Raw genomic sequence first — 23252 nt, forward strand, 5'->3', positions numbered from 1 at the left:
GGAGCTTCAGCGGATGAACAACGACACGGTGGGACCAAAGTCCGACGACGATTCCGGGGCTGAACCGAGCGGCTCCAACACCATCCCACCGAGGGGCCCGGAGCGCGAACCGAAGAGGACGGTCACACTGCCGGGAGGCCGTCGAACTGTAGCCGTAATCACGGGAACGGCACTGGTCGTGGGCGGTTTCGTGGCCTGGCTCGGGTACACGGCATACGAGGCGAAAGACAACCTTGAAGCAGCTCGCGACCATGCACAATCGGCGAAGAGTGCACTTCTGGCCGGGGATACCGGGGTCGCAGAGTCCGCCGCGGTGGAAGCCGATCGAAATGCATCCGCAGCGTACGACAACACCCATTCACTCCCCTGGAACATCGCCACCGCAATTCCGGTCATCGGGTCGCCCTTCGACACGACGCGTCAGATGACCGAGGTCGTTCAGGGACTCACGCGTGACGTTCTCGGTCCCGCTGTCACTGTCGGAACTTCACTCGCACCAACGGAATTGGTCCAGCCTGGTGGACGCTTGGCACTCGCACCGTTACGCGAAGCGGAACCGAAATTGGCCGAAACAGCTATCGCCGCGGAATTGCTGTCGTCGCAGGCACAGGAAGTTCGCGAATCGAAGTACCTGGGCCGAGTTAACGATGCCAGAGCAGAATTGCAGTCGCAGACAAGCGAACTGGCTACCCTCCTGACGAACACCGCCACCGCGGCGCGCATCGCACCCGCGATGCTCGGCACCGACGGACCGCGCAATTACTTCATCGGTTTCCAGACCAATGCCGAAGCCCGAGGAACCGGCGGCCTGTTGGGTGGATACGGCATCGTCCGAGTCGACAACGGCGCCGCTCGGGTGGACACGCTCTCCCCCAACTCCGAACTAACACTGGATAATCAACCGATAGACCTTGGTCCTGACTTCAACCAGCTCTACGGAACCAGTCGCCCGACCACCGATTCTCGCAACAGCAACCTCAGCTCGCACTTTCCCTACGCAGCGCAGATCTGGCAGTCCCTGTGGTCACAGGAGTCCGGGGGTGAGATGGTCGACGGTGCGATAGCGACCGATCCGATCGCCCTGAGTTACATCCTCGAAGCGGTGGGACCGATCAAGATGCCCGACGGAGAGTCGGTCACCGCCGACAACGTCGTGGAACTGACCGAGTCGACTGCGTACGCTCGCTTCCCTTCCGACAACAAGGCACGAAAGCAGTATCTGCAGACAATCGCAGCTCGTGTCGTGGAGAAGATGACCGGGAACATCAAGTCGCCGAGCGCACTGCTGGAAGCTCTGGGCAAGGGCGTCAGCGAGGGCAGAATCGCCGTGTGGAGCTCTCACCCCGACGAACAATCGGTTCTCGCCGACACCGTCCTCGGGCACACCATTCCCGATGATGCCGCTCCGTACGCCGGTGTGGTGATCAACAACCAAGCCGGCAACAAGCTCGACTACTACCTCACACGAGAAATCGCCTACACAGCCCAGACGTGCACCGGCGACACCCGAAAGACAACGGTCACCGTTCGACTGACAAACAACGCGCCCGACGCCGACCTGACCGAATATGTCAGCGGGATCGTCGACAACCCCGGACGACTACCCAAGGGCACCAACGTGGCTGCAGTCACACTGCTGGCAACGACCGGCGCCAAACTCGACGCAGTCTCCGTGGGCGGGCAGATTTCGTTTGCCGTCAACGGAACCGAACAGGGCCACCCGGCATTCATGACAAGGGCCGTCATTCCGCGAGGACAGACCGTTGAGCTGAAGTTCGATCTGACCGAGCCCACAGCCGAGGGCGAAGCCCGTGTCCCTGTCCAGCCGCTGGTCGACGAGCCGAAGATCACGGTCGACGTGCCTACCTGCTGAGCCTGACCGGCAAACGCCGACGGATCCCCCTGTCATGTCGGCGTTTGCCGCCTCGTGAACTTTCAAGAGATTTGAAACTTTGGCAAAGGCTAGCCTATGCTTCCTGACGCGCCTGGAACCGGCCGTCGGCTGCGATCCGTCGGAGTCTCACTCCTCGGCGCATCGACAACGGAAGGTTCCCCATGCGATACGCCCGTGTGCGCTCACTTCGCCGAACTGTGGCCCTGAGCGGATTGGTCATTGCCGCCCTGGTAATCGGCGGATGCAGTAACAACGACACCGCAACCGAATCGAGCAGCAGCGACTTCGAAACCGTCACCATCGAAAGTGCGCTCGGAAACGCCGTCATCACCGAAAAGCCCGAGCGAATCGTGACCCTCGGCATGGGGTCGGCGGAGACCGTGATCGCGCTCGGCACAATTCCCGTCGGCGTCGAAAAGTACGCATGGGGCAGCGACGACACCGGATATCTGCCGTGGGTGCACGAAGCGGTCACGAAGCAGGGTGGCGAACTGCCAGAGCAGTTCACCGGCGGCACCGACCTCAACATCGAAGCGATCATCGCTCTCGAGCCCGACCTGATCCTCGCCCCCTGGTCCGGCATCACCCAGCAGCAGTTCGACTCACTGAACGCGTTCGCGCCGACCGTCGCCTACGCCGAAAGCCCGTGGACCATCACGTGGGAAGAGCAAATCAACGTCATCGGCAAAGCCATGGGCGAATCCGAGAAGGCGACAGCCGAAATCGACAAGATCAAGTCGCAGTTCGCGGAATCGACTGCAGCACATCCGAACTACGCCGACGTCAGCTTTTCCTTCATCTACAACACGGGCCCAGGAACCCTCGGCGTCTTCTTCGCCGAAGAGCAGCGCGTGGCCATGGTCCGCGCACTCGGCTTGCAGGTGGATCCCGTCGTATACACCTTGACGGAATCTGAAGGAACAGACTCCGCCGTCATCGGCCTCGAGAACGCAAACCTCCTCGACAAGTCCGACCTACTCTTCACCTTCTACTCGGACCCGGCCAATCGAGCCGAGATCGAAGCGCAGCCCGCCTACCAGGCCATCCCCGCTGTGACTCGGGGAACTGTCATCGCTCCGACCGAGCAGCCCTTCGTCACCGGTTCCTCGATGATCAACCCGCTGACCGTGCCCTGGTCGCTCGAGCGCTACGCGCCGATGATCGACGAGGCAATCGCAAAGCTGAACAAGTGATGTAGATCAGCATCGCGCGATCGAGAAGCCCGCGTCCTATTCGGATGCGGGCTTCTTGCCGTCGCGTTGGGCTTTGAATCGCATCCACTCGCTACTCAACATTCGATTGTCGATGATCCACCCCATGTAATCGCGCATGTTGAGGACACGAATGTAGGCGGGGCCGTTGGGATTTGCGTACTGCAGTGCTTCAGTCGCGAGTTTGCGTTGATTCTCGAGATACACGTGCTCTGTTTCGAGGAATCCGCCCCACACGTCGGAATCCATGACGTAGTAGTGAGTCCGATCCCGAGGCTTGCGCGTGAGCTTGACGAACCCCCGGTCGATCAACCGGCGAATGTAAGTGGACACCGATCCGCGACTGGCGCCCAGTGCCTGCGCCAACTCTTCGGCACTGACCCCTGGCGACTCGCTGATCAACAAATAGCCCGCAATGCGTCCCTCGATGCGAGCTCCACCACCGGACTGCCAGTACACGGAGAACTGGTCAATGAACCACGTGGAGAAGTCGTCACCGCGAGCAGGGCTGGCATCGCCCATTCGTTGAGCCTCCGACGTCACTCGACAACAAGAACATTGACTTCCGATTCTGCCAGCTGATGCCTACACCCACGCATTCCGCGTCGCCGCAGGGTCGCCCGAGAAGTCGTGCGCTGTGAAGTCGGCACACGTCACCGTCGTCGCCGACCCATTCGGCTCGCGGACTTGGACGACCATCGAGCTCACCGAATCACCAAGAGGCGAAGCCTGAATGGCCCGGGCGGTCAACGAAGCCGAGTCGCGCGGGTCGGTATCCACGACGCACAGATCGAGGCGGACATTTCGCGATTCACTATCAAACGATCCGCCGCCGACTGTCAATCCAGTAGGTAACTCGGATGCTCGTGAGCGCAGTGCGTCAGCCAATGCCGCCTCCACAATGGGGTCGCCTGGGCACTCTGAACCTGCAGAAAGACCACCGACTGGTGTCTCCCGCGAGGGTGACGATTGCTCCAAATCGACTGTGCATCCCACGAGCCCGATCGAGGAAGCCATGCCTACTACGCAAATCAACAGACGCCACCGACCAATTTCTCCTGCCATTCGCGACACGGTAACCGAGACGCGTCCACTACTACCGCGAAATCACCAGCCCTGGAGTCGTTGCGATGAACTCGAGCTGTTCGATCGTCAAAGGCGACGCCGATGTGGAGCCAGCCGATGTCACGAACTGGGTCACCACTACTGTTTCGCCGGAGGGGTGAACAACCCGGACCGTGTCATCGCCCGAGCCATCGGGATCGACCAGGCGAGTCACCGTGGTGGCGTTGGGCAACGTCAGGATCGCGCCTGGTTCCGGGACGGCCGTACCAATCGATATCTCGACATCACCGCGGCCGTCCGATGTCGAGACGACGATTTGTTCGCACGCCCCTCCCCGTCCGTAGTCATCCGGAACCAGCGAACCGAGCGAGCGTTCCAAAGTGACCTCTTCTGCGCCGAGATCCTTCCAACGTGCATCGAGCAACTGATTCAGTCGGTCGATATCCATGCGCGTCGCAGGTGGACCGGCATTCATGGAATCGGTGTAGCAGGATGCCATCGGTGGCGGCGTCGAGTCTGGGACCGGCTCAGTCACAGCGAGCCCGGGCGCTGTCGCGACCGCGATCAGTTCGTCCATCGTCAAAAGCGGACCAGTATCCGTCGAAGTCCCGGTCGATGTGTCGATGCTCGCAACAACTCTGGATCCGTCACCGAGATAAGCGACTACACCGCGCTCGCCCCCGACTTCCGAACCGTCTTTGTCTTCGAAATCTGCTCTGTCCTCGAAATCTGAGATATCGAGCACTGTTCCGTTCGCGAGATACTCCCGCCGATCCACCAGCCCCTCCAGGCACGGTGGCACCGGCTGATCCCATGCACGAACCTGAACCGAGATATCCGCAGTCCGCCCGACGCGAGTCAAGGTTCCCTTCGCCGACGTCGAACCGCTGAACTCGATCGGGTCGACCCCGTCGGGAAACGAAACGCCCCGGTAATTCTGGATCGGCGCAAACTCGAGCGATTTCGATGGACTCGCAAATGCAACGTCGACATCGGAAGGCAACGATTCGAGTAGTGCGTCGCTCATGGCGGTGGCCTTCGGTCCCGAGAACCATGGATAGTCCGGGTCGTCATAACCGGGCTCACCGGTAAAACCGTAGTTGATACGCACCGGCGGACCCGGCGATGCCACCGAATCGCAGCCAGGAATCGACGTGCCCGTGTCTTCGTTCGTCACCGCCGCGACAACAGTTCCCAATGCGACGATTGAGACGATCACCAGCCCGTCGCGCCAGGTCCATTGCTCGCGGCGACGGTTCGACTCGTGTGCGGTGCGCCCAGACATTTCTCGATCATTGCCTATGACAACAACTACGTCGCTATCCGACATACCCGCTGAGGTCGTAGATCGTAGAATTTCCCACCGTTGTCGACGTGAAATTCGCTTCGACCCATTCCTGAATAGCATTCGACGTACTCTCCCCGCCTTGGCTAGCTCTCGGGCTTCCGCCCTGGCCACTGGCGATGTAGTAGTGGACCTCGCCGTCTGCCACGTACTCGATGAACTGGTCCAGCGTCGGTGCGGGATCAGAACTCCAACCGCCGATCGCCATCACCGCAGTATCGCTGGCCAACTCGTAGGTTGCTGCGCTTTGCGATCCGTTGGTCGCGGCCGACCACGTGGTGCCCGCATTGACCAACATTGCCGTCAACTCGGAAGTACTTTCGCTACCACTGCTTGTTCCTGGCCCACTCGTTGTTCCTGGCCCACTCGCCGTCGGATTACTGCTCGCGTCATCAGAGTTCGGCAGAGCCCCACCGTCTCCCTGCCCTTGGCCCCCACCCATGCCTCCTCCCCCACCCATTCCGGAGTCGGACACGGCGCCGGTTGGTCCTGCCGTCGGGATGGACCCACCATGCGCTGTTGCGGCAGTGGCAATCGCGTAAGACGCCGAACCGGTTATCCCTGCCAACGAACCGATGATCAATCCAGCGGCAGCGAGCTTGCGAAATCGACCCTTGGCTCCCACCAGAACCAGGATCGCGCCGACGACATTGCCCGCCAACAGAATCCACTTCAGCATCGGCAGCCATTCGGCATTGCGGTGCAACAACACCCAGCTCCAAATTCCTGCGGACAGCATCATCGCCGCCAAGCCGCAGCGTCCGATCCAGCGGGCACGCACCAACCACAGGGCGTATCCACCGACGCCGATCATCCCCGCAACAGCAGGCGCCAGCGCAACTGTGTAATAGGGGTGGATCGTTCCGGACATGTAGCTGAAGATCAGGCCGGTAGCGAGAAACCAACCACCCCACAGGATCAACGACGCACGGAGAAGATCTGTGCGCGGTGCACGCCCACGGGCGAGGAGTCCGAACACCAACGCGATCAGTGCCGCAGGAATCAGCCAGGAAATCTGGATACCCATCTCGCTGCCGAACAGCCGATCGAGTCCGGCACTTCCCCCAAAGCTGGAACCTGCACTGCCACCGGCCATTCCACTACTACCACCGGACATTCCGCCACCGGTGCTCCCGAAAAGTCGACCCAATCCGTTGTATCCCAGCACCAAGTCCATGACGCTGTTGTTGATCGATCCGCCGATGTACGGGCGAGAATCAGCGGGCCACAGCCACACTGCCAACACCCACCACCCAGCCGATATGACAACGGACGCAGCACCGATCACCAGGTGGAACAGGCGAGTCCGCAAGCGCACCTGTCCGGCAATCAAATACGCGGCACCAAATGCAGGCAACACCATCAGCCCTTGCAACATCTTGGTGAGAAAAGCGAAGCCCAGCGCGACTCCTGCGAGCGCCACCCACATTGCGGCTCGTCGACCCACCGCCGTGCACATGGCGCGAATCACGAAGTAGCCGGCGAGAGTCATGAGCAGAACAAGCAATGCATCGGGATTGTCGAACTTGAACATCAGGGCGGCAGCGGGCGTAGCTGCCAACACAGCTCCCGCCACAAGACCCGCAGCCGGCGTCGCCACTCGTTTGACGGCCGCATACACGAGCGCAACCGATCCGACGCCCATCAACGCCTGCGGAACAAGAAGGCTGGCACTCGAAAATCCGAAGATTCGTCCGGACAGACCCATGACCCACAATGAAGCGGGCGGTTTGTCGACAGTGATGAAATTCGAGGTATCGAGGGAGCCGAAGAACCACGCTTTCCAATTCTGGGAGCCGGCCTGCGCCGCCGCAGCGTAGAAGGTATTGGCGTAGCCACTCGCGGTCAGATTCCACAAATACAAGACCGCCGTTGCTGCCAACAGAATCGTCAGCGCCAATCCTGTACGACGAGTGCGGAACCACGACGGCGAGGGCTCGGCTCGATGGGCAGTTGGTGTCGGCCGCTGAGGCGGGGCCGGATGCAGAACGGCGGTCATCAGGAAGTCCCTTCGCGAGTTACTGTCCTGCCAACGATCGCGCGTTCAACCCCGGCGGCACTGGGAGCCGGCTGGAAAGTTGCTGTGAATGAATCAGGTCAGGGAACGCTCGAACAGCACGACGCTGAACCAACCGTTGTCGACAACATCTCCGAAGTCACGACGCCCTACCTCGGCGAAACCCGCGTCTCGGTAATAGCGGCGCAACCGCACGTTCGTTTCGACACAATCGAGCCGCAAGTACTGCGCGCCCTCCTCCGCGGACCGTCGATGGGCCCAGACGAGTAAGCGTTCGCCCAACGAGGTGCCCGAGAATTCTCGATCGATAACCAATCCGTGCACGTAGCCGGCAGGCTCGTTCGAATCGGGCCAGACCACGGGGTCTGACCAGATCAACCGCAGGGCGCCGACAATCCTCGACTGCGCCCGATCTCGCGCAACAAAGAACTCCCCTCTCGAAATCTGCTGCCCGACCTGCTCGACAGACACTTCACGTGGGCGCCACTGGATGATTCCGCGTTCTGCCAACCAGTCTTCTGCCGCGTGCCGCAGCGCCAGAATCTCCGGCCCATCGCTCTCGACCGCTTGCACAACGTCCACAACCATATGACCTCCCCCATATCTGCAGCCGTTCACAACACACGGCCTCCAGGCCCCAACCCGGGTGTATCTACGAGTTGAAGCCTATCGACGTGAAGTTGTGTATCTGAACGGGTCTCACCGCTCAGTCAGGTTTTGAAGGTGGTGTTGGCCGGTCGCGGGTGCTGCTGCGGGTCGATCGAGGGCGGTGGGATGAACCACGGTTTGTTGTCGACCCCGATCCGGATTTCCCATTTCCCGACGAACCCCGTTTTTCGGTGCATCAATCGATGATGTGAACGGCACAGCAGGACAAGGTTGTTCATCACCGTCGGGCCGCCGTTGGCCCAGTGCCGGATGTGGTGCGCATCGGTCCAGGCGGGCACGCATGTGCAGCCCGGGAATGCGCAGCCTTTGTCTCGGGCGATCAGCGCCACTCGCTGCTCCGCGGACACTAATCGTTTCCCGGGTTTCGCATCGAGCGGCGCCCCGTGATCATCGAGCAGAACAGTCGACAGGAAACAGTCGCAGCCGAGAAGCCTGGTCTGCGAGACCGACAGTGGCCCGAGCCACGGCATATGCCCGACATCAAGATCCGACACAGCCACAGCACCACCATCGGGCGAGGGTGCGGCGGCGCAGTCCCGATGCTCCGCCAGATCACGGGCGTTGATGTGCACATTCACATGCGGACGCTGACCACCGTCCGTGCCAGTCTTGGCGCAGTCCAGGTAGCGGCGAATCAGTTCGGTGAACCCGTCCGCGGTCCGCTTCGCCGCCGACCGAGAATCCGGGGTTCCATCGGGTGCCGGGGTGGGCATCGTCAGATTCGACAACGCCGACAACAACATTTCACCGGTGAGAGCATCGAAATCACCGCGCACCACCACCCGACCGTTCAACGTCGACGCGATCCGCAACTCGTTCCGATCCACATCTTCGGCGGGTGGAATCTCATCCGATTCGAAAATGCGCTCCAAGGTCGCGATGACGTTCCGTACCTTCGTGGTCGTGGCCTCCACTCCGGAAGCGGCAGCCAGCAACAAGTCGATACAGCGAGGGAGCGCTTCGTCCGGCATGCCCTTCGGTGGTGATTCGCAGAACGCCACGATCAACACGGCATGATCGAAGGAGCAATCCCCGACATCGAACCGAGCAGCCACCGCCGGAAACGGCCGAAGCGCCGCACCCAACGCGGCGATCTTCTTCCCATCCCGAACCTGCAGCATCGTGTTCGCCGCCAACCAGCAACCCACCCCGCGGCTCGCAATCACCTGATCATCCGGCCGCAACGACAACTCGTCCACCACCGCCACACGAACAGCCTCGAGACGAAGAATCTCCGCACTCGCCTCGATAGCAGCAGCACGCAACTCAGAAGCAGACAACCGCCACAGTCGTCCGCGCAACCCCACCGCAGAACCCGAAACCACATCCGACAGATAGACACTCATTGAATCCCCCGATCCCCACCCCCAACAATACTCGAACACCCGTTCGAGTCAAGAGTGGTAGACCTCGAGCGCCCGCGCTACCGATTCGTCACTCGCAGGTAGCAACGGCAGTCGCACATGGGGAGTCGGAATCTGCCCCAAGGCATGCAACACTCCCTTGATGACAGTCGGGTTCGATTCGGAAAAGAGAGCTCCTGACAGCGTCGACAACCGTCGCCCAAGATCGCGAACACTGTCCACATCTCCACTGTCCCAAGCCTTCACCAGGCGCACGAACTCGGCGGTCGAGAGATGAGCGGACGCCAAGATTCCGCCTGACGCACCCAAGGCCAGAAGCGGCGCGAGAAACAGATCATCCCCCGCCAGTACGGCGAAGTCGTCCGGAAGATCCGCGAAGAGTTCGACGGCAGCTACGTCGATACCGCCCGCGGCATACTTCACACCAACAACCCCGGGCAAAGCACCCAGCTCCCGCAAAGTGCCGCTGTCCAGATCGCACGCAGTTCGGTACGGCACGTGATAGACGATCAGCGGCACGCGGCTCGACGACTGCAGATGCGCGAAATGCGCCACCACACCGGCTTTCGACGGCCTCGTGAAGGAGGGAACCGGCACCAAGGCCGCCGAGACGTCAGGCCACCGAGTCAGCCTCCCGAGCGCCTGCGCACTGCCCGCCGTGTCGTTGCTACCCGCGCCCACGATCAACGTCGCACCTCTCGCACGGCACACGCTCGCACAGATATCCAGAACGGTCACTCTCTCTTGCTCGGTGAGGGTTGCGGTTTCCGCTGTAGTCCCCAGTGCAACGAGTCCGACCGCACCTTCGGAGAGGACCTGGTGCGCAAGCTGTTCGAGTGCGTCGGTTGCAACACGACCGTCGCTCTCGAAGGGCGTGATCAGTGGTGCATGGATTCCGGCCAGGTCAACTCGAGTCGTAGTCATAGAACTCAGCCTCACCGAACAGACCTTGTAGGTCTAGTTCGCATTTCCATCGTCGAGCGTAAGCTGAGCTGATGCTCGATGTTCGTCGACTGAAGCTATTGCGCGAACTAGCGCTGCGCGGAACCATCGTTGCCGTTGCCGAGGCGCTGTCGTTCAGTCCCTCCGCGGTGTCGCAGCAATTGGCCGTCCTCGAACGTGAAGCCGGCGTGCCGCTGCTGGAACGAACAGGCCGTCGCGTCCGCCTCACACCGGCCGGTGAGAACCTCGCACGTCATGCCGAAGTCATCCTGCAACGCCTGGAGCAGGCGTCGGGTGAATTGGTCGACGCGCGTCGTGGACTGGCGGGGCCGCTGCGCATCGGAACGTTCCCGACCGCCGCACGGGCGATCCTCCCGCCGGCATTGATCGCCCTCTCTCGCGAGCATCCCGGGTTGGAACCGATGGTTTCGGAGATCGACCCAGCGGACGTCGCCGACGCCCTACGAGCTGGGAATCTGGACTTGGCGTTGATTCACGACTACGACTTCGTCCCTCGTCCCAGCGAACCGGGCCTGACAGCGTTGCCTCTGTGCAGCGAATCGGTCTATCTGGCGTCGAACGACACCGCTACAGATCCCGACAGCACCATTACCGCGCTGACCGACTGCGTGGAGCAGCACTGGATTACTGCGATCCCCGGAACTGCTTGTCATGCAATGACCATTCGCGCGTGCCAAGCGGCCGGGTTCACCCCGAAAGTGCGACACCACATCGACGAGTTCGCCACCGTTCTCGCCCTCGTCGCTGCAGGGCAGGGCGTTTCGCTGGTCCCGGAACTCGGAGCAATCCATCCGCCACTCGGAGTGCGCCTGACGCCGATGCCCATTCGACGAAGGACCAAGATCGCACACCGAGCCGGCTCCGACGCTCACCCGGCGGTCGCAACCGTGACAAGCGCGCTTCGCTCGGCCGTCCCGCAAATGCTGGACGCCGAGCAATAGCGGCACCTACATGTCGAGCCCGAGGTCGAGCACTGTCACCGAGTGCGTCAAGGCACCTACAGCGAGGTAGTCGACGCCGGTTCGGGCGTACTCTGCGGCAACGTCGATGGTGAGACCACCGGATGACTCGAGCTTGGTTTCGGGGGCAACAGCGTCTCGGCGTTGGACCGCGATCTGCGTCTGCCACAGCGGGAAGTTGTCCAGCAGAATAAGTTCCACGTTCTCCGCCAGCACCTGGTCGAGCTGAGTGAGGTTGTCGACCTCGACTTCGCACTCGATGTCCGGCGCGAGCTCACGGACCGCACGAAGTGCTGCGACCACCGAACCGGCAGCGGCAACGTGGTTGTCCTTGATCAACGCCGCGTCACCCAATCCCATACGGTGGTTGACGCCTCCGCCCACGTGGACTGCATATTTCTGCAGAGAACGTAGTCCGGGCAGTGTCTTTCGGCTGTCCCGCACTTTGGCATGAGTGCCGGCGATGGCGTCGACCCACTGCGACGTCGCCGTGGCGATTCCCGAGAGATGGCAGACGAGGTTGAGCATCGTCCGCTCTGCGGTAAGAAGGCCGCGGGTGGGCGCGACGACGGTGAGCACCGATTGACCTGGCGCAACCCGAGTTCCATCGGCCACCCGATCAACGACCTCGTAGTTACCCGCGCCGATCACCTCGTCGAGAACAAGCAGTCCGACGTCGATGCCGGCGACAGTACCCGAGGAGCGTGATGCGACCGAGGCCTTCGCGACTGCATCGGCGGGAACCGTTGCGGTAGAAGTGATATCGGGGCCATAGCGCAGATCCTCGTCCAGAGCGAGCCTGACCAACGTGAGCAGTTCGTCACGGTCGAGCGGCGCGGGCAGGATCTTCTGCTCGGTCATCAATGAACTCCTGTCAACAACATGTCTGGTATTTCGAGCGCTCCATCGGCACTCATCTTGATCCGAGTGCTGCGACGCTGATTCGGATCTGTTTCAGGATAGTCGGTGCGGGTGTGACAGCCTCGGCTCTCGGTTCGTGCCACGGCTACATCGACCAACGCTGTCGCGGTCAGTGTGAGCGCCGCGTCTTCGAGGTCCCCAGCAGCCACCGCCACTGTCTGATCGGCGTCGGCAAGCGCGGCTCGCGCAGTCTGGAGACCGCCTCCGTCGCGAACCACCGACGCGTGTGCTGTCATGACGGACTGCACAGTCTCTCGTGGGAGGATCGGCATCGGCTTGCGCACCACGTTGACCACTTCGGCATGAACCTCGCGACGCTCGGCAGCTGCGATTCCGGCACGCTCCCCGACCACCAAACCCTCGAGAAGGCTGTTGGACGCAAGACGATTCGCGCCGTGCAATCCCGTGCGAGCCACTTCGCCCGCTGCGTAGAGTCCAGGCACTCCCGTTCGTCCATGGACGTCGGTGGCGACTCCACCGCACGAGTAGTGCGCGGCCGGAGCGACGGGAATGAGTTGGGTGCGTGGATCGATGCCCGCTTCGAGACAGGATGCGGTGATGGTCGGGAACCGCGAATCGAAGCCGTCGAGCTTGCGGGCGTCCAGGTAGACGTGATCGGTGCCGAGATCTCGTAGGCGTGCTGCGATTGCGCGCGAGACCACGTCACGCGGGGCGAGATCACCCAGCGGATGAACACCTGCGGTGACCGAATCGCCGTTGGCGTCGACAAGAATCGCACCTTCGCCGCGGACCGCCTCACTGATCAAGGGCCGGCGACCTACTCCACCCGGAGTGAAGAGGACCGTCGGATGGAACTGAACGAATTCCAGATCCGCAATTGCCGCACCTGCTTCGAGCGCCAACGCGATTCCGTCGGCAGTTGCACCGGGCGGATTTGTACTGCAGGCATACAGCTGACCGAGTCCACCGGTAGCGAGCAGTACCGCGGGCGCATGGATCACTCCGAGCCCTTCCGGCGAGGAGACAATGAGTCCACACACCCCGCGCCGGTTGGTCACCACCTGGACTGCCGCTGCACCGAACAGAACGGGGAGGCCGGCAGCGTTGAGAGCCCGCTGCACTTCCGCACCCGTGGCGTCGCCGCCCGCATGGATGATCCGACGCGTGCTGTGCCCACCCTCGCGGGTGCGCGACACCTCGCCGTCTCGCCCGCGATCGAAGACCGCGCCCAACGCGGCCAGCGCCGCAACTGCGTCGTGACCAGCTTCGACGATGGAATAGACGGCTTCCTCGTCGCACAAGCCGACGCCGGCCTCACACGTATCCGCAACGTGCGACTCGACGGAATCCGTATTCAGATCGTCGACGACTGCGATGCCGCCCTGCGCGTACTGAGTCGAGGTGTCCGTCGGACCACCCTTGCTGACCGTGAGTACTTTCAGCCCCCGCAGAGAAGCGGTGCGCGCAGCGGTGAGGCCCGCGACACCGCCTCCCACGACGACCAGGTCGGCATGAGCCTCCCAGGCGAAACGCCCGGCAGGGCTGCTCACTCGCCGCCGCCCGGATTACCGATCTCGATCATGCGCTGCACCGATTTCTGCGCACGCTTGGCCATCTCGAGATCGACGTGGACCTCGTCCTTGCCCTCGAGAAGGCAGCGAAGCAACGCGGCAGGCGTGATCATCTTCATGTACGGGCACGACGCGCGGTCGTTGACGGCCTGGAAATCGACGTCGGGCGCTGCCTTGCGCAACTGGTGCAGCATCCCGATCTCGGTGGCGACCAGAACCTGCTTGCTCTTGGTGACGCGGGCAGCGTCGAGCATTCCGCCGGTGGAGAGGATCTTGACCTTGTCCGCGGGGACCGCGCCTTCACCGGCGAGGTACAGAGCCGAAGTAGCGCAACCACATTCAGGGTGCACAAAAAGCTCGGCATCGGGGTGAGCCTTGGACTTCGCCGACAACTCGTCACCGTTGATACCCGCGTGGACGTGGCATTCACCGGCCCAGATCTGCATGTTGGTGCGGCCTGTGACGCGCTTGACGTGAGCTCCGAGGAACTGGTCCGGGAGGAAGAGAACTTCCCGGTCGGGATCAATCGAGTTGACCACGTCGACGGCATTGGACGACGTGCAGCAGATGTCGGTGAGACCCTTGACCTCGGCCGTGGTGTTGACATAGGACACGACGAGGGCGTTCGGGTTGTCGGCCTTCCACTCACGAAGCTGCTCGGCATTGATCGAGTCGGCCAGAGAGCAGCCGGCACGCTCGTCCGGGATCAGCACCGTCTTGGACGGCGACAGGATCTTCGCGGTCTCGGCCATGAAGTGCACACCGCAGAAGACAATCGTGTCCTCGGGCGCCTCGGCAGCGATTCGCGAAAGCGCCAGGGAGTCGCCGACATGATCGGCGACGTCCTGAATCGCAGGCAGCTGGTAGTTGTGCGCAAGAATCGTCGCGCCGCGTTCGCGAGCCAGACGTTTGATCTCAGCGGCCCACTCGGGGGTCGCTTCGACTCCGTTGTATCCGCCGGGGCCGTCGTGAATCTGCGAGGCCGATCCCTCCCATAACGTCGTGGTCGTCATGGCGTTCTCCTTCACCGTGAACCCGGGCTCGTCACCCAGTTCAAATCCGGACGGGCTGGCCCGGATTTCCGTATTCGAGGTTTTCGACTTAGGATCGAAAACGTGCCCAATAGTAACACCACCCACGAAGTGCTTGCAGCGGTGTTCCAAGTTCGCACCTTCCCCGCAAGCATCGCCGCAGGTGACGGCGATCACTGCCCACAAGGGCGCGAAGAGTTGGCCGTGCTGCTGTGGCAGCGCGCACTCAACCCACAGAAAGGCACATGGTCCCTGCCCGGGGGCACTTTGCGCGACGACGAGGACCTGACGACCTCCGCTCGACGACTCCTCGCCGAGAAGGTCGACCTACGAAAGGTCGCCCACCTCGAGCAACTCTCCGTCTTCAGTGATCCACAACGAGTGCCGGGCCCGCGCCGCATCGCGTCGACCTTCCTCGGACTCGTTCCCCTCAGCGCCGACCCACAACTTCCGCCCGACACGGCCTGGCACCCTGTTTCGAAGTTGCCGGAGATGTCGTTCGACCACGGAACCGTCGTACGGCACGCGCGTAATCGACTGGCTGCAAAACTCTCCTACACCAACATCGCATTCGGGCTGGCTCCCGAAGAGTTCGCGATGTCGATACTGCGCGAAATCTACTGCGCCGCACTCGGTTACCAAGTCGACGCAACCAACTTGCAACGCGTACTGGGTCGCCGAGGCGTACTGACTCCCACCGGCAACACCGCACCGTCCGGCAAGTCGGGCGGACGCCCACCGGCCCTGTACCGCTTCACCGACTCCACCTTGCGAGTCACCGACGAGTTCGCGGCACTGCGTCCCCCGAGCTGACGTCGATCAGGTTCTCAGGCAACGGCTTCGAAACTTCCGCGTTGCAGCCACGCCGAGTTCACCGCGCCGGCCGGATCGATGACCCGATTGATTGCGCCGAACCGCGTCGTCACCCGATCGAGAATCCGATCGGCCTGCCAACGATCCGTCGGATCAGCGACTATCGCAAAGAAGCGATGGGTCGGTTTTCCCGCCATGATGCGCACCAATTCTGTCACCGTCCGCGCGGTGACCGCCACGCTCCAACCGGCGTCGAGAAACTCGGCGGCGATACGCGCACCGTGCTCGAATCCGATGTCCGTGACAAGTACAACTCCCCTGTTCGGGGCGATCTCAGAAACGCTCATTGCGAAACCTCCACTCGGAATCAAACTTCTTGACTCCCATGTAAGTCCGCAATCTTGTGGCTCCCTTGTGTTGGTTCTGTGAGAACTCTGGGGATTCCGCGCCCCACACATCAGGCAGATCGAGACAGCCCCGCCCAGAAGACCGTCGAGGCCGCGTTCACGACATCGCCGACCGGCACGTCGCCCAACATTCCGCCCGCGGCCAGCGTCGCGACGCCATGGAACGTCGCAAAGGCAACCAGCGCAATACTTTCCGGATCGCCGGCGGCAATGTCACCCGCAGCCTGCGCTTCCGATACGAGCCGAACGGTCAGGTCCATCGTCGCGTGCCCTGCGTTCACGACAGTCTCGGCCGCACCGGGTGCATGCTTGTTGCTGTACATCAGAGACAACAGGCCCGGATGCTCGAGCGCAAAATCCACATAGGCGTTGGCGAGCGAGGAGAACCGGGCTCTCGCGGTCGGCGGCGCCTCCGAAACTGCTCGCTCGAGTGCACCGGTCATCCGATGGAATCCGCTTTCAGCCAAGGCGTCGAGCAAAGCCTGACGGTCGCGAAAATGCTTGCCAGGGGCCGCGTGACTCACGCCCGCCTCGCGCGCAAGCTGCCGCAGCGACAACTTGTCGACGCCATCTCGCTCGAGGGTCGCTTCAGCCGACGCCAGGAGTTCCTGTCGCAGGCTGCCGTGGTGGTACGGCTGTTCGTGGGCGGGCATGGTGGCACCATATCAAAATGTTGCCATTGACAACTATGGTGTCAGTGCCTACATTTGGGATCACCCGAACCGAAGGAGCCACCATGGCCATCGACGTAGCCGGAACCACCGTCCTCATCACCGGAGCCAGCGCTGGGCTCGGAGTGGAATTCGCTCACCGCTTCGCCGCTCGCGGTGCAAATCTGGTTCTCGTCGCCAGGCGGGCAGATCGCCTCGAAGCCCTCGCTACCGAACTCCGCGTCGCCCACGGCATCACAGTCACAGTTCTGCCTGCCGACCTGGCGGCGCCCGGCGTCGGCGCAACACTGCACCAGGAGCTGACAAACCGTGGCATCACCGTCACCTCGCTGATCAACAACGCCGGTTTCGGAACACACGGAGCATTCGTGGACGAAGATCTCGAGCGCGTCACGTCCGAAATTCAGCTCAACATCGCCACACTGGTCGAACTGACGCACACCTTCCTGCCTGATCTCCTGGGCGGACGCGGAGCGCTCGTCAACATCGCGAGCACGGCGTCGTTCCAGCCGACCCCTGGCATGGCCGTCTACGGCGCGTCCAAGGCTTTTGTACTCAACTTCACCGAAGCACTCTGGGCAGAAGCTCGCGGCAGCGGATTGACCGTATTGGCGGTGTGCCCCGGCCCGACACGAACCGAGTTCTTCGACGTCGTCGGCTCCGAAGATGCTGCGGTCGGGCGCATGCAGACGGCAACTCAGGTGGTGGATACAGCTTTCCGGGCACTGGATCGACGCAACGCACCGCCGACAGTCGTATCAGGTTTGCCGAATTGGGTGTCCTCGATCAGCACTCGGTTCGCAACCCGCCGGTTGGGAGCGTTGATTTCGGGTCGACTGTTGGGTGACGTGCGAATGAAGTCCGCAGCGAACCGCCCGTCGACGTCGGCGGTATAGAGAAGCGTCGGCTGTATAGAAGCAACGGCTGTATAGAAGCAACGGCTACGGGAGTTTCGGCTGGACCTCGTCGTCGGTCTGTTCGGCCTCGGTGGCCGGATCCCCGGATTCCCGATCCCCAGATTCCGGGTGGTCCCCCACACCGAGGTCGTCGTACGGATTGAGCACTGCCAGAACCAAAGTCACGACGCACGCCGCGAGCGGCTGAAACAGAAGCACAAGCAAGGTGCCGATGTTCGGTGCACGCGCGATGATCTCCCCGACCGCCGGATTGTCGGCGGTGGGGAAACGCAGTTTTGTCACGCCCGAACCCACGAGTGCCATCAGTCCGGCACCTGCCGCCGAGCCGACTATCAACCCGCCCAGGGCATACGGGCCTCGACTCAGATGCGCCAACCACGCCGCTACTGCCGACAGCACACCGACGATCAGTGCCAGCCAGATGAACACAGCACTCGCGTCGAACTGATGGAGGCTCTCACCCGTCAACGCGACGCCGCGCCCCTCGGACACCACTAACAGATGCTCGGCCGGAGCCAAGAACGCCCACACCACACCGACGAGCACGCTCACGCCCGCAGTGGTTGCGGCGATCACGATCGCGGTGCGCAGACGAGTCTGCCGAAGAGAGATCACACAGAGTGACGCTACCTGCGGGCGGCGTCGATCGAGTCGACGACACCGTGTCGGGAGCATTTCGCCCACCATCCGTCAGGGCTGACCTGAACGATCATGCGGCGCCCGCACTGCTCGCAGAAGCGAGGCGGCTCTAGCCCCATCGACGCCGCAGTCGGCGTCGGATCGTCGACACCGTCGACGATCCGACGCCCGGTGAACGGGTTGTACCGCTCCTCGGTCACCGGAGTGCTCACAGAGTGTCGTTCAGTGCTTTGATCGGCATCTGCAGATCCACCAACAAATCCAGATCCTTCTCGGCGGGACGCCCGAGGGTGGTCAGGTAGTTGCCGACGATGACGGCGTTGATTCCGCCGAGGATGCCCTGCTTGGCACCCAGATCGCCGAGAGTGATCTCGCGTCCACCCGCGAAGCGCAGGATCGTGCGGGGCAGCGCGAGACGGAATGCCGCCACGGACTTGAGCGCCTCGCTGGCGGGCAGCACATCCAGATCCCCGAAGGGGGTGCCGGGACGCGGATTGAGGAAGTTGAGCGGGACCTCGTCCGGCTCGAGTTCAGCCAAGTTCGCGGCAAATTCTGCACGCTGCTCCAATGATTCACCCATACCGAGGATTCCGCCGCAGCACACTTCCATGCCTGCTTCGCGAACCATCCGAAGCGTGTTCCACCGCTCTTCCCACGAGTGTGTGGTCACGACGTTCGGGAAGTGCGACTTCGAGGTCTCCAAGTTGTGGTTGTACCGGTGCACACCCATGGCGGCCAGTTGGTCGACCTGTTCCTGGGTCAGCATGCCGAGCGAGCAGGCGATCTGGATGTCGACCTCATTGCGGATCGCCTCGATACCTGCGGCCACCTGAGCGAGCAACCGTGCGTCAGGTCCGCGGACGGCGGCCACGATGCAGAACTCGGTGGCGCCCGACTTCGCAGTCTGCTTGGCAGCTTCCACCAGGCTCGGGATGTCCAACCAGGCCGCGCGAACCGGCGACTGGAAGAGTCCGGACTGCGAGCAGAAATGGCAGTCCTCGGGGCAACCGCCCGTCTTGAGGCTGATGATGCCCTCGACCTCGACCTCCGGTCCACACCATTTCATACGCACATCGTGGGCGAGAGCCAGCAGGTCTTCGAGCCTGTCGTCGTCGAGTCGGAGTACGTCGAGCACCTGGCTTTCGGTCAGGCCAACTCCTCTTTCGAGAACTTGCTCGCGCGCCTGGTCGAGGATGTCGACCGTCGCAGGGGCCGTGCTAATCGGGGGCGGGGTCACAGACGTCTCCTTCGAAACCAGCAAAATTGAACACCGTACAAGTTGAACGGTGTTCACGTTAGAGACGTGGTGGAATACTGTCAAAGGCGGGTCCGATCGACATCCGATCGCGAGCGGTCCACAGCGGGACGAAACGAGGGGAACAACAAGTGCAGTTGCGACGCGGCGACGTGCTGGACGGCGCCATGGCGATACTCGACGAGTTCGGACTTGCCGACCTCACGATGCGCAGGCTCGCAACGTCACTGGGTGTCCAACCCGGCGCCCTGTACTGGCACTTCCCGAACAAGCAGACCTTGCTCGGTGCGGTCGTCGACAAGATCCTCGAAGACCTCGACACTCCCGTAGACGCAGAGACATGGCAAGACGCGTATTCCGAACTGGCACACAGACTTCGGTCTGCCCTGCTGGCGCACCGCGACGGCGCCGAGTTGGTCAGTGCCACCTTCGCCTCGCGGATGACAAGCAGCAAGGTGCGCGAGCACTTCGTACACGCCGGCGAAGAATCCGGGCTATCACGCGAGCATGCCCAACTCGCGGCGTACGCCCTGCTGTACTACGTGCTCGGCCACACCGTCGACGAGCAGTCCCGAGCGCAGATGGAAGAAATGGGGGCACTTACCCGAGCACCCATTTCCCCCGACTCCCCCGAGGTGATCGGCGGCGGTTCCGACGAGGACCTCCTCGACGGCGATCCGACAGTGCGCTTCCAGTTCGGCCTGGACCTGTTCATCGACGGCATCCGCACTCGCCTGAATTCGACCACACATTCAACGCGCACAGAATCGGCTCTACGACACTCCTGACAGCCGTAGTAGTGCAGTAGTGCCGGCCGCGACAATCACCACTAGTGCCAATGGCGCCTTGAACCAGGCGCAGATGCCTCCAGCCACCACGCCAAGCATCCGCGCCGGCCCCGCAACGTCATGCCCGGTGAAGATCGTCGATGTCGCAACCACTGCAAGCAGCAGCACCACGACAGCACGATCGAGGGTTTTCTCGGCAAAGCTCGAAAGCTTCACCCGAGAGCGGAGCAGAACGCCACTTGCCCGCAAAGCGTAAGAGCCGCAAGCGAACACGACAATACCGATCCAGACCGACGCGGCATTCATCGAACCTTCTCCCGGAACGGTATCGTCACCGCGATACTCAGCAGCGCTACGAGCGGCGCGGTACCGGGCGGCAGGAACGGCGACGTGGCCACCGCGACTGCTGCACCGATCAGGGCGGCAAGCAGCGTCACCTTTTCCTTCAGCGCAGGCAGGACAAGGGCCAGAATGACAGCCGGAAACGCGGCATCCAATCCCAACGCGCCGGGGTCTCGGACGACGCTGCCGAGCAACCCGCCCAGCAGCGCTCCGATCGGCCACGACACCGCGATCCCGATTCCACAGAACCAGAAAGCCGCACGCTTGCGCTCCACCGATTCCTGCGCCATGGCGACCGCGACGCTTTCGTCGTTGACCAGGTGCGCGCCGACCATACTGCGCCAGCCTGAATCTTTGTAGCGACCCCTGCCGAGAAATGATCCTGCCGACATCCCGTAGGCGAAGTTACGTGAGTTGATCAACAAGCCCGCCACAACAGCAGCGGTGGTACTGCCTCCGGCTGCGATGATTCCGATGAACAAGAACTCCGAAGACGCTCCCAGAACGAGTACAGCCAACGCCGAAAGCTGCCACAACGAGAATCCAGCCGATCCTGCCGTCACACCGTAGGACACACCGACGATGGCCACGGAGAGCCAGATCAGCACGCTCACCCGAACCGTGTCTCGATCAACTGTTCGCCATAAAGAACGCATGTATTCTATGTTGAACGAAGTGACACCGTTCGTCAAGTAGAACGACCGATCGGAGAATCGAACGATGACCAGTAATGAAACGGATACAGCGGAGACTCCTCAGAAACTGGTCGCCGTCGCACTCAAACGCGAACGTGCCCGAGCAGGCTTGAGCCTCTCGGAGGTGGCGCGGCGCGCCGACATCGCCAAATCCACACTCTCCCAACTCGAATCCGGCCTCGGGAACCCGAGCCTCGAAACACTGTGGGCACTCGGCAACGCGTTGGGTGTGCCGTTCTCACAACTCGTCGACTCGCAGGCACAGACCGTTCAATTGATTCGAGCCGGAGAAGGTCCCGCAATTGCTTCGGCAAACGCGTCGTACATCGCGACGCTCTTGGCGCCGAGCCCACCGAACGCACGACGCGATCTGTATCGCATAGTCGCCGAACCGGGCGAGCCGCGTATTTCGACTCCGCATGCGCGCGGCACCACCGAACACGTTGTGATCGGCACCGGGCGAGCGGAGGTCGGGCCCACCGCAGATCCGATCGAGCTCGGCCCGGGCGACTATCTCGCTTATCCCGGCGACGAGGAGCATATCTTTCGGGCGCTCGAACCAGGGACGACGGCGATCATGGTGTCGGAACACAGCTGAGCCGCGATGAGTTTCGCCGCTGCGGGAAGTCTGTATCTGGGAGGTGATGTGGCCAGAGCCTCGATTGCCGACGACAGTAACGACCGACAGCAGGAGGACCCATGTCCGGATCCAGCATCAGCAGCATTTTGCTCTCGAGCACCAACCCCGAACGATTGCGCGACTGGTACGCCGAGGCGTTCGCCCCGAAGGTCGACCGGACTCCCGGTGAACCTGGCTACGACGTCCTCGACTTCAACGGTTTCTACGTAATGCTCGACAGACGCGACGACGTCGGTGAGACCAACCCCCAGCCGGGTCGCATGTTCCTCAACGTCGAGACCGACGACGCCCGGTCGATCGCACAGCGCATCGACGCACTCGGCGGAAACTGGCACGCTCCGCTCGAAGTCCGCGGGGGCAGTTTGTTCGCCACCGCGATCGACCCCGACGGAAACTACGTTCAGATCATCGAGTTCAGCGAGGAGGCCAGGGCCGACATGGAATCCGGAATGACGGATTCCCAACCCACCTAGTCCGACAACAGCTAGGAACGGAGATAGCCATGCTTGCGGACACCAAAGCATTCAGCGGATTTTCGGTGACAGACATCGATGCTGCACAGAAGTTCTACGGCGAAATACTCGGGCTGAAAGTGACCGATGAAGACATGGGGCTGATTCGGCTACATCTTGCCGGCGGAACCGAAATCCTCGTCTATCCCAAACCGAATCACGAAGCGGCGACGTACACGATTCTCAACTTCGTCGTCGACGACATCGACACAACCGTCGATCAACTGACCGCACGTGGCGTGGAGTTTCTGAAATACGACGGATTCCCCCAGGATGCGCGAGGCATCATGCGTGGCAACGGCCCCGACATCGCGTGGTTCACCGATCCAGCCGGCAATGTTCTGTCGGTAATCAAGGAGTCCTGACGCGCTTAACCGCTGAACAGCTGTGACTGCCGCTGTTCAGCGGTGTCGGTGTTCGAGCGTTCTGCTGCCGCAGTTTCACGCTCGGCCGCCAGTTGCTCGGCGCTTTTTGCGTCGACAACGGGCTCCGACGCGCTGAGGTCGGAAAACAAGCCATTGCTCGATTCGTTCACATGCCACCCTTTTGCCTGGTCATCGTTGCCGCGCGCAGATAAACCTGCGTTAGAGATCGGTCGATGG

At 62.1% G+C, this 23252-nt stretch carries 26 protein-coding genes; 9 read left to right on the top strand and 17 right to left on the bottom strand.

Annotation, left to right across the window (positions count from 1 at the left end):
- The first annotated feature begins 13 nt into the window (after positions 1-13).
- Both ACKAMS_RS16170 and ACKAMS_RS16175 read left to right on the top strand, forming a co-directional pair.
- The gene (locus tag ACKAMS_RS16170) at positions 14-1873 is read left to right on the top strand and encodes a DUF4012 domain-containing protein (RefSeq protein WP_408989244.1); all 1860 of its coding nucleotides are present in this window, start codon (positions 14-16) and stop codon (positions 1871-1873) included.
- Positions 1874-2055: 182 nt separating this feature from the next.
- Positions 2056-3087, top strand: coding sequence for an iron-siderophore ABC transporter substrate-binding protein (locus ACKAMS_RS16175; RefSeq protein ID WP_269577773.1), 1032 nt, complete (start codon positions 2056-2058; stop codon positions 3085-3087).
- 36 nt (positions 3088-3123) lie between these two features.
- On the opposite strand, the gene ACKAMS_RS16180 is transcribed toward ACKAMS_RS16175, so the two are convergent.
- From ACKAMS_RS16180 to ACKAMS_RS16205, 6 genes are all read right to left on the bottom strand, one after another.
- A complete protein-coding gene (locus tag ACKAMS_RS16180) occupies positions 3124-3627 on the bottom strand; it encodes a GbsR/MarR family transcriptional regulator (RefSeq protein WP_020908019.1) in 504 nt (167 codons plus the stop codon).
- A gap of 574 nt (positions 3628-4201) precedes the next feature.
- On the bottom strand, positions 4202-5455 hold the full coding sequence (locus ACKAMS_RS16185) for a hypothetical protein (RefSeq protein WP_408989245.1): 1254 nt from the start codon (positions 5453-5455) through the stop codon (positions 4202-4204).
- A gap of 34 nt (positions 5456-5489) precedes the next feature.
- Positions 5490-7514 (bottom strand): ArnT family glycosyltransferase, encoded by a 2025-nt coding sequence (locus tag ACKAMS_RS16190; protein WP_408989246.1) that lies wholly within the window; start codon positions 7512-7514, stop codon positions 5490-5492.
- Between the two features lie 93 nt (positions 7515-7607).
- Positions 7608-8120, bottom strand: coding sequence for a GNAT family N-acetyltransferase (locus ACKAMS_RS16195; RefSeq protein WP_041815026.1), 513 nt, complete (start codon positions 8118-8120; stop codon positions 7608-7610).
- Between the two features lie 122 nt (positions 8121-8242).
- Positions 8243-9547, bottom strand: coding sequence for a DUF222 domain-containing protein (locus ACKAMS_RS16200; protein WP_408989247.1), 1305 nt, complete (start codon positions 9545-9547; stop codon positions 8243-8245).
- A 48-nt stretch (positions 9548-9595) separates the two neighbouring features.
- Positions 9596-10489 carry a dihydrodipicolinate synthase family protein gene (locus ACKAMS_RS16205; protein WP_408989248.1) on the bottom strand — a complete coding sequence of 298 codons (894 nt, stop codon included), beginning with the start codon at positions 10487-10489 and terminating at the stop codon, positions 9596-9598.
- Positions 10490-10560: 71 nt separating this feature from the next.
- Here ACKAMS_RS16205 and ACKAMS_RS16210 point away from each other — a divergent pair, with 71 nt between their 5' ends.
- The gene (locus ACKAMS_RS16210; protein ID WP_020908025.1) at positions 10561-11469 is read left to right on the top strand and encodes a LysR family transcriptional regulator; all 909 of its coding nucleotides are present in this window, start codon (positions 10561-10563) and stop codon (positions 11467-11469) included.
- A gap of 6 nt (positions 11470-11475) precedes the next feature.
- On the opposite strand, the gene nadC is transcribed toward ACKAMS_RS16210, so the two are convergent.
- Genes nadC through nadA form a run of 3 tightly spaced genes read right to left on the bottom strand, consistent with a single transcriptional unit; the run spans position 11476 to position 14953 of the window.
- Complete coding sequence (nadC, locus tag ACKAMS_RS16215; protein ID WP_182263064.1) at positions 11476-12348, bottom strand: carboxylating nicotinate-nucleotide diphosphorylase; 873 nt, start codon at positions 12346-12348, stop codon at positions 11476-11478.
- Positions 12348-13919, bottom strand: coding sequence for an L-aspartate oxidase (locus tag ACKAMS_RS16220; RefSeq protein WP_408989249.1), 1572 nt, complete (start codon positions 13917-13919; stop codon positions 12348-12350). The genes nadC and ACKAMS_RS16220 overlap by 1 nt, the downstream gene beginning before the upstream one ends.
- Entirely contained in the window at positions 13916-14953 is a 1038-nt protein-coding gene (gene nadA, locus ACKAMS_RS16225) for a quinolinate synthase NadA (RefSeq protein ID WP_408989250.1), read from the bottom strand. Before nadA ends, ACKAMS_RS16220 begins: the two co-directional genes overlap by 4 nt.
- 102 nt (positions 14954-15055) lie before the next feature.
- On the opposite strand from nadA, the gene ACKAMS_RS16230 reads away from it, so the two are divergent.
- Positions 15056-15784, top strand: a complete 729-nt coding sequence (locus ACKAMS_RS16230) for an NUDIX hydrolase (RefSeq protein ID WP_408989251.1) — start codon at positions 15056-15058, stop codon at positions 15782-15784.
- Between the two features lie 14 nt (positions 15785-15798).
- Here ACKAMS_RS16230 and ACKAMS_RS16235 read toward each other — a convergent pair whose 3' ends face one another.
- Positions 15799-16131 carry an SDR family NAD(P)-dependent oxidoreductase gene (locus tag ACKAMS_RS16235; protein ID WP_069146885.1) on the bottom strand — a complete coding sequence of 111 codons (333 nt, stop codon included), beginning with the start codon at positions 16129-16131 and terminating at the stop codon, positions 15799-15801.
- A 110-nt stretch (positions 16132-16241) separates the two neighbouring features.
- Positions 16242-16844, bottom strand: coding sequence for a TetR/AcrR family transcriptional regulator (locus tag ACKAMS_RS16240; protein ID WP_046378680.1), 603 nt, complete (start codon positions 16842-16844; stop codon positions 16242-16244).
- A gap of 83 nt (positions 16845-16927) precedes the next feature.
- On the opposite strand from ACKAMS_RS16240, the gene ACKAMS_RS16245 reads away from it, so the two are divergent.
- Entirely contained in the window at positions 16928-17758 is an 831-nt protein-coding gene (locus ACKAMS_RS16245) for an SDR family oxidoreductase (protein ID WP_020908030.1), read from the top strand.
- A 45-nt stretch (positions 17759-17803) separates the two neighbouring features.
- On the opposite strand, the gene ACKAMS_RS16250 is transcribed toward ACKAMS_RS16245, so the two are convergent.
- From ACKAMS_RS16250 to bioB, 3 genes are read right to left on the bottom strand one after another with little or no spacing between them, the layout of a single operon-like run.
- A complete protein-coding gene (locus ACKAMS_RS16250) occupies positions 17804-18394 on the bottom strand; it encodes a DUF2567 domain-containing protein (RefSeq protein ID WP_408989252.1) in 591 nt (196 codons plus the stop codon).
- 11 nt (positions 18395-18405) lie between these two features.
- A complete protein-coding gene (locus ACKAMS_RS16255; protein WP_019748812.1) occupies positions 18406-18630 on the bottom strand; it encodes a hypothetical protein in 225 nt (74 codons plus the stop codon).
- Positions 18627-19640 carry a biotin synthase BioB gene (gene bioB / locus ACKAMS_RS16260; RefSeq protein WP_024487821.1) on the bottom strand — a complete coding sequence of 338 codons (1014 nt, stop codon included), beginning with the start codon at positions 19638-19640 and terminating at the stop codon, positions 18627-18629. The genes ACKAMS_RS16255 and bioB overlap by 4 nt, the downstream gene beginning before the upstream one ends.
- A 164-nt stretch (positions 19641-19804) precedes the next feature.
- On the opposite strand from bioB, the gene ACKAMS_RS16265 reads away from it, so the two are divergent.
- Positions 19805-20461, top strand: coding sequence for a TetR/AcrR family transcriptional regulator C-terminal domain-containing protein (locus tag ACKAMS_RS16265; protein ID WP_080910807.1), 657 nt, complete (start codon positions 19805-19807; stop codon positions 20459-20461).
- On the opposite strand, the gene ACKAMS_RS16270 is transcribed toward ACKAMS_RS16265, so the two are convergent.
- Positions 20447-20767: an AzlD domain-containing protein gene (locus ACKAMS_RS16270; RefSeq protein WP_408989253.1), complete on the bottom strand. Its 321-nt coding sequence runs from the start codon at positions 20765-20767 to the stop codon at positions 20447-20449. The genes ACKAMS_RS16265 and ACKAMS_RS16270 overlap by 15 nt on opposite strands.
- Complete coding sequence (locus tag ACKAMS_RS16275) at positions 20764-21459, bottom strand: AzlC family ABC transporter permease (protein WP_408989254.1); 696 nt, start codon at positions 21457-21459, stop codon at positions 20764-20766. The genes ACKAMS_RS16270 and ACKAMS_RS16275 overlap by 4 nt, the downstream gene beginning before the upstream one ends.
- Before the next feature lie 64 nt (positions 21460-21523).
- Between ACKAMS_RS16275 and ACKAMS_RS16280 the strand changes: the two genes are divergently transcribed.
- The 3 genes from ACKAMS_RS16280 to ACKAMS_RS16290 all read left to right on the top strand — a co-directional run bounded on the left by ACKAMS_RS16280 (position 21524) and on the right by ACKAMS_RS16290 (position 23015).
- On the top strand, positions 21524-22096 hold the full coding sequence (locus ACKAMS_RS16280; RefSeq protein WP_021344529.1) for a helix-turn-helix domain-containing protein: 573 nt from the start codon (positions 21524-21526) through the stop codon (positions 22094-22096).
- 101 nt (positions 22097-22197) lie between these two features.
- A complete protein-coding gene (locus tag ACKAMS_RS16285) occupies positions 22198-22611 on the top strand; it encodes a VOC family protein (RefSeq protein WP_021344530.1) in 414 nt (137 codons plus the stop codon).
- Between the two features lie 29 nt (positions 22612-22640).
- Positions 22641-23015 carry a VOC family protein gene (locus tag ACKAMS_RS16290; RefSeq protein ID WP_172932062.1) on the top strand — a complete coding sequence of 125 codons (375 nt, stop codon included), beginning with the start codon at positions 22641-22643 and terminating at the stop codon, positions 23013-23015.
- Between the two features lie 5 nt (positions 23016-23020).
- Here ACKAMS_RS16290 and ACKAMS_RS16295 read toward each other — a convergent pair whose 3' ends face one another.
- Entirely contained in the window at positions 23021-23185 is a 165-nt protein-coding gene (locus ACKAMS_RS16295) for a hypothetical protein (RefSeq protein ID WP_019748819.1), read from the bottom strand.
- Positions 23186-23252: the final 67 nt, after the last annotated feature.

The organism is Rhodococcus sp. 5A-K4, assembly GCF_046097995.1.
Classification (GTDB): Bacteria; Actinomycetota; Actinomycetes; order Mycobacteriales; family Mycobacteriaceae; genus Rhodococcus_F; species Rhodococcus_F erythropolis.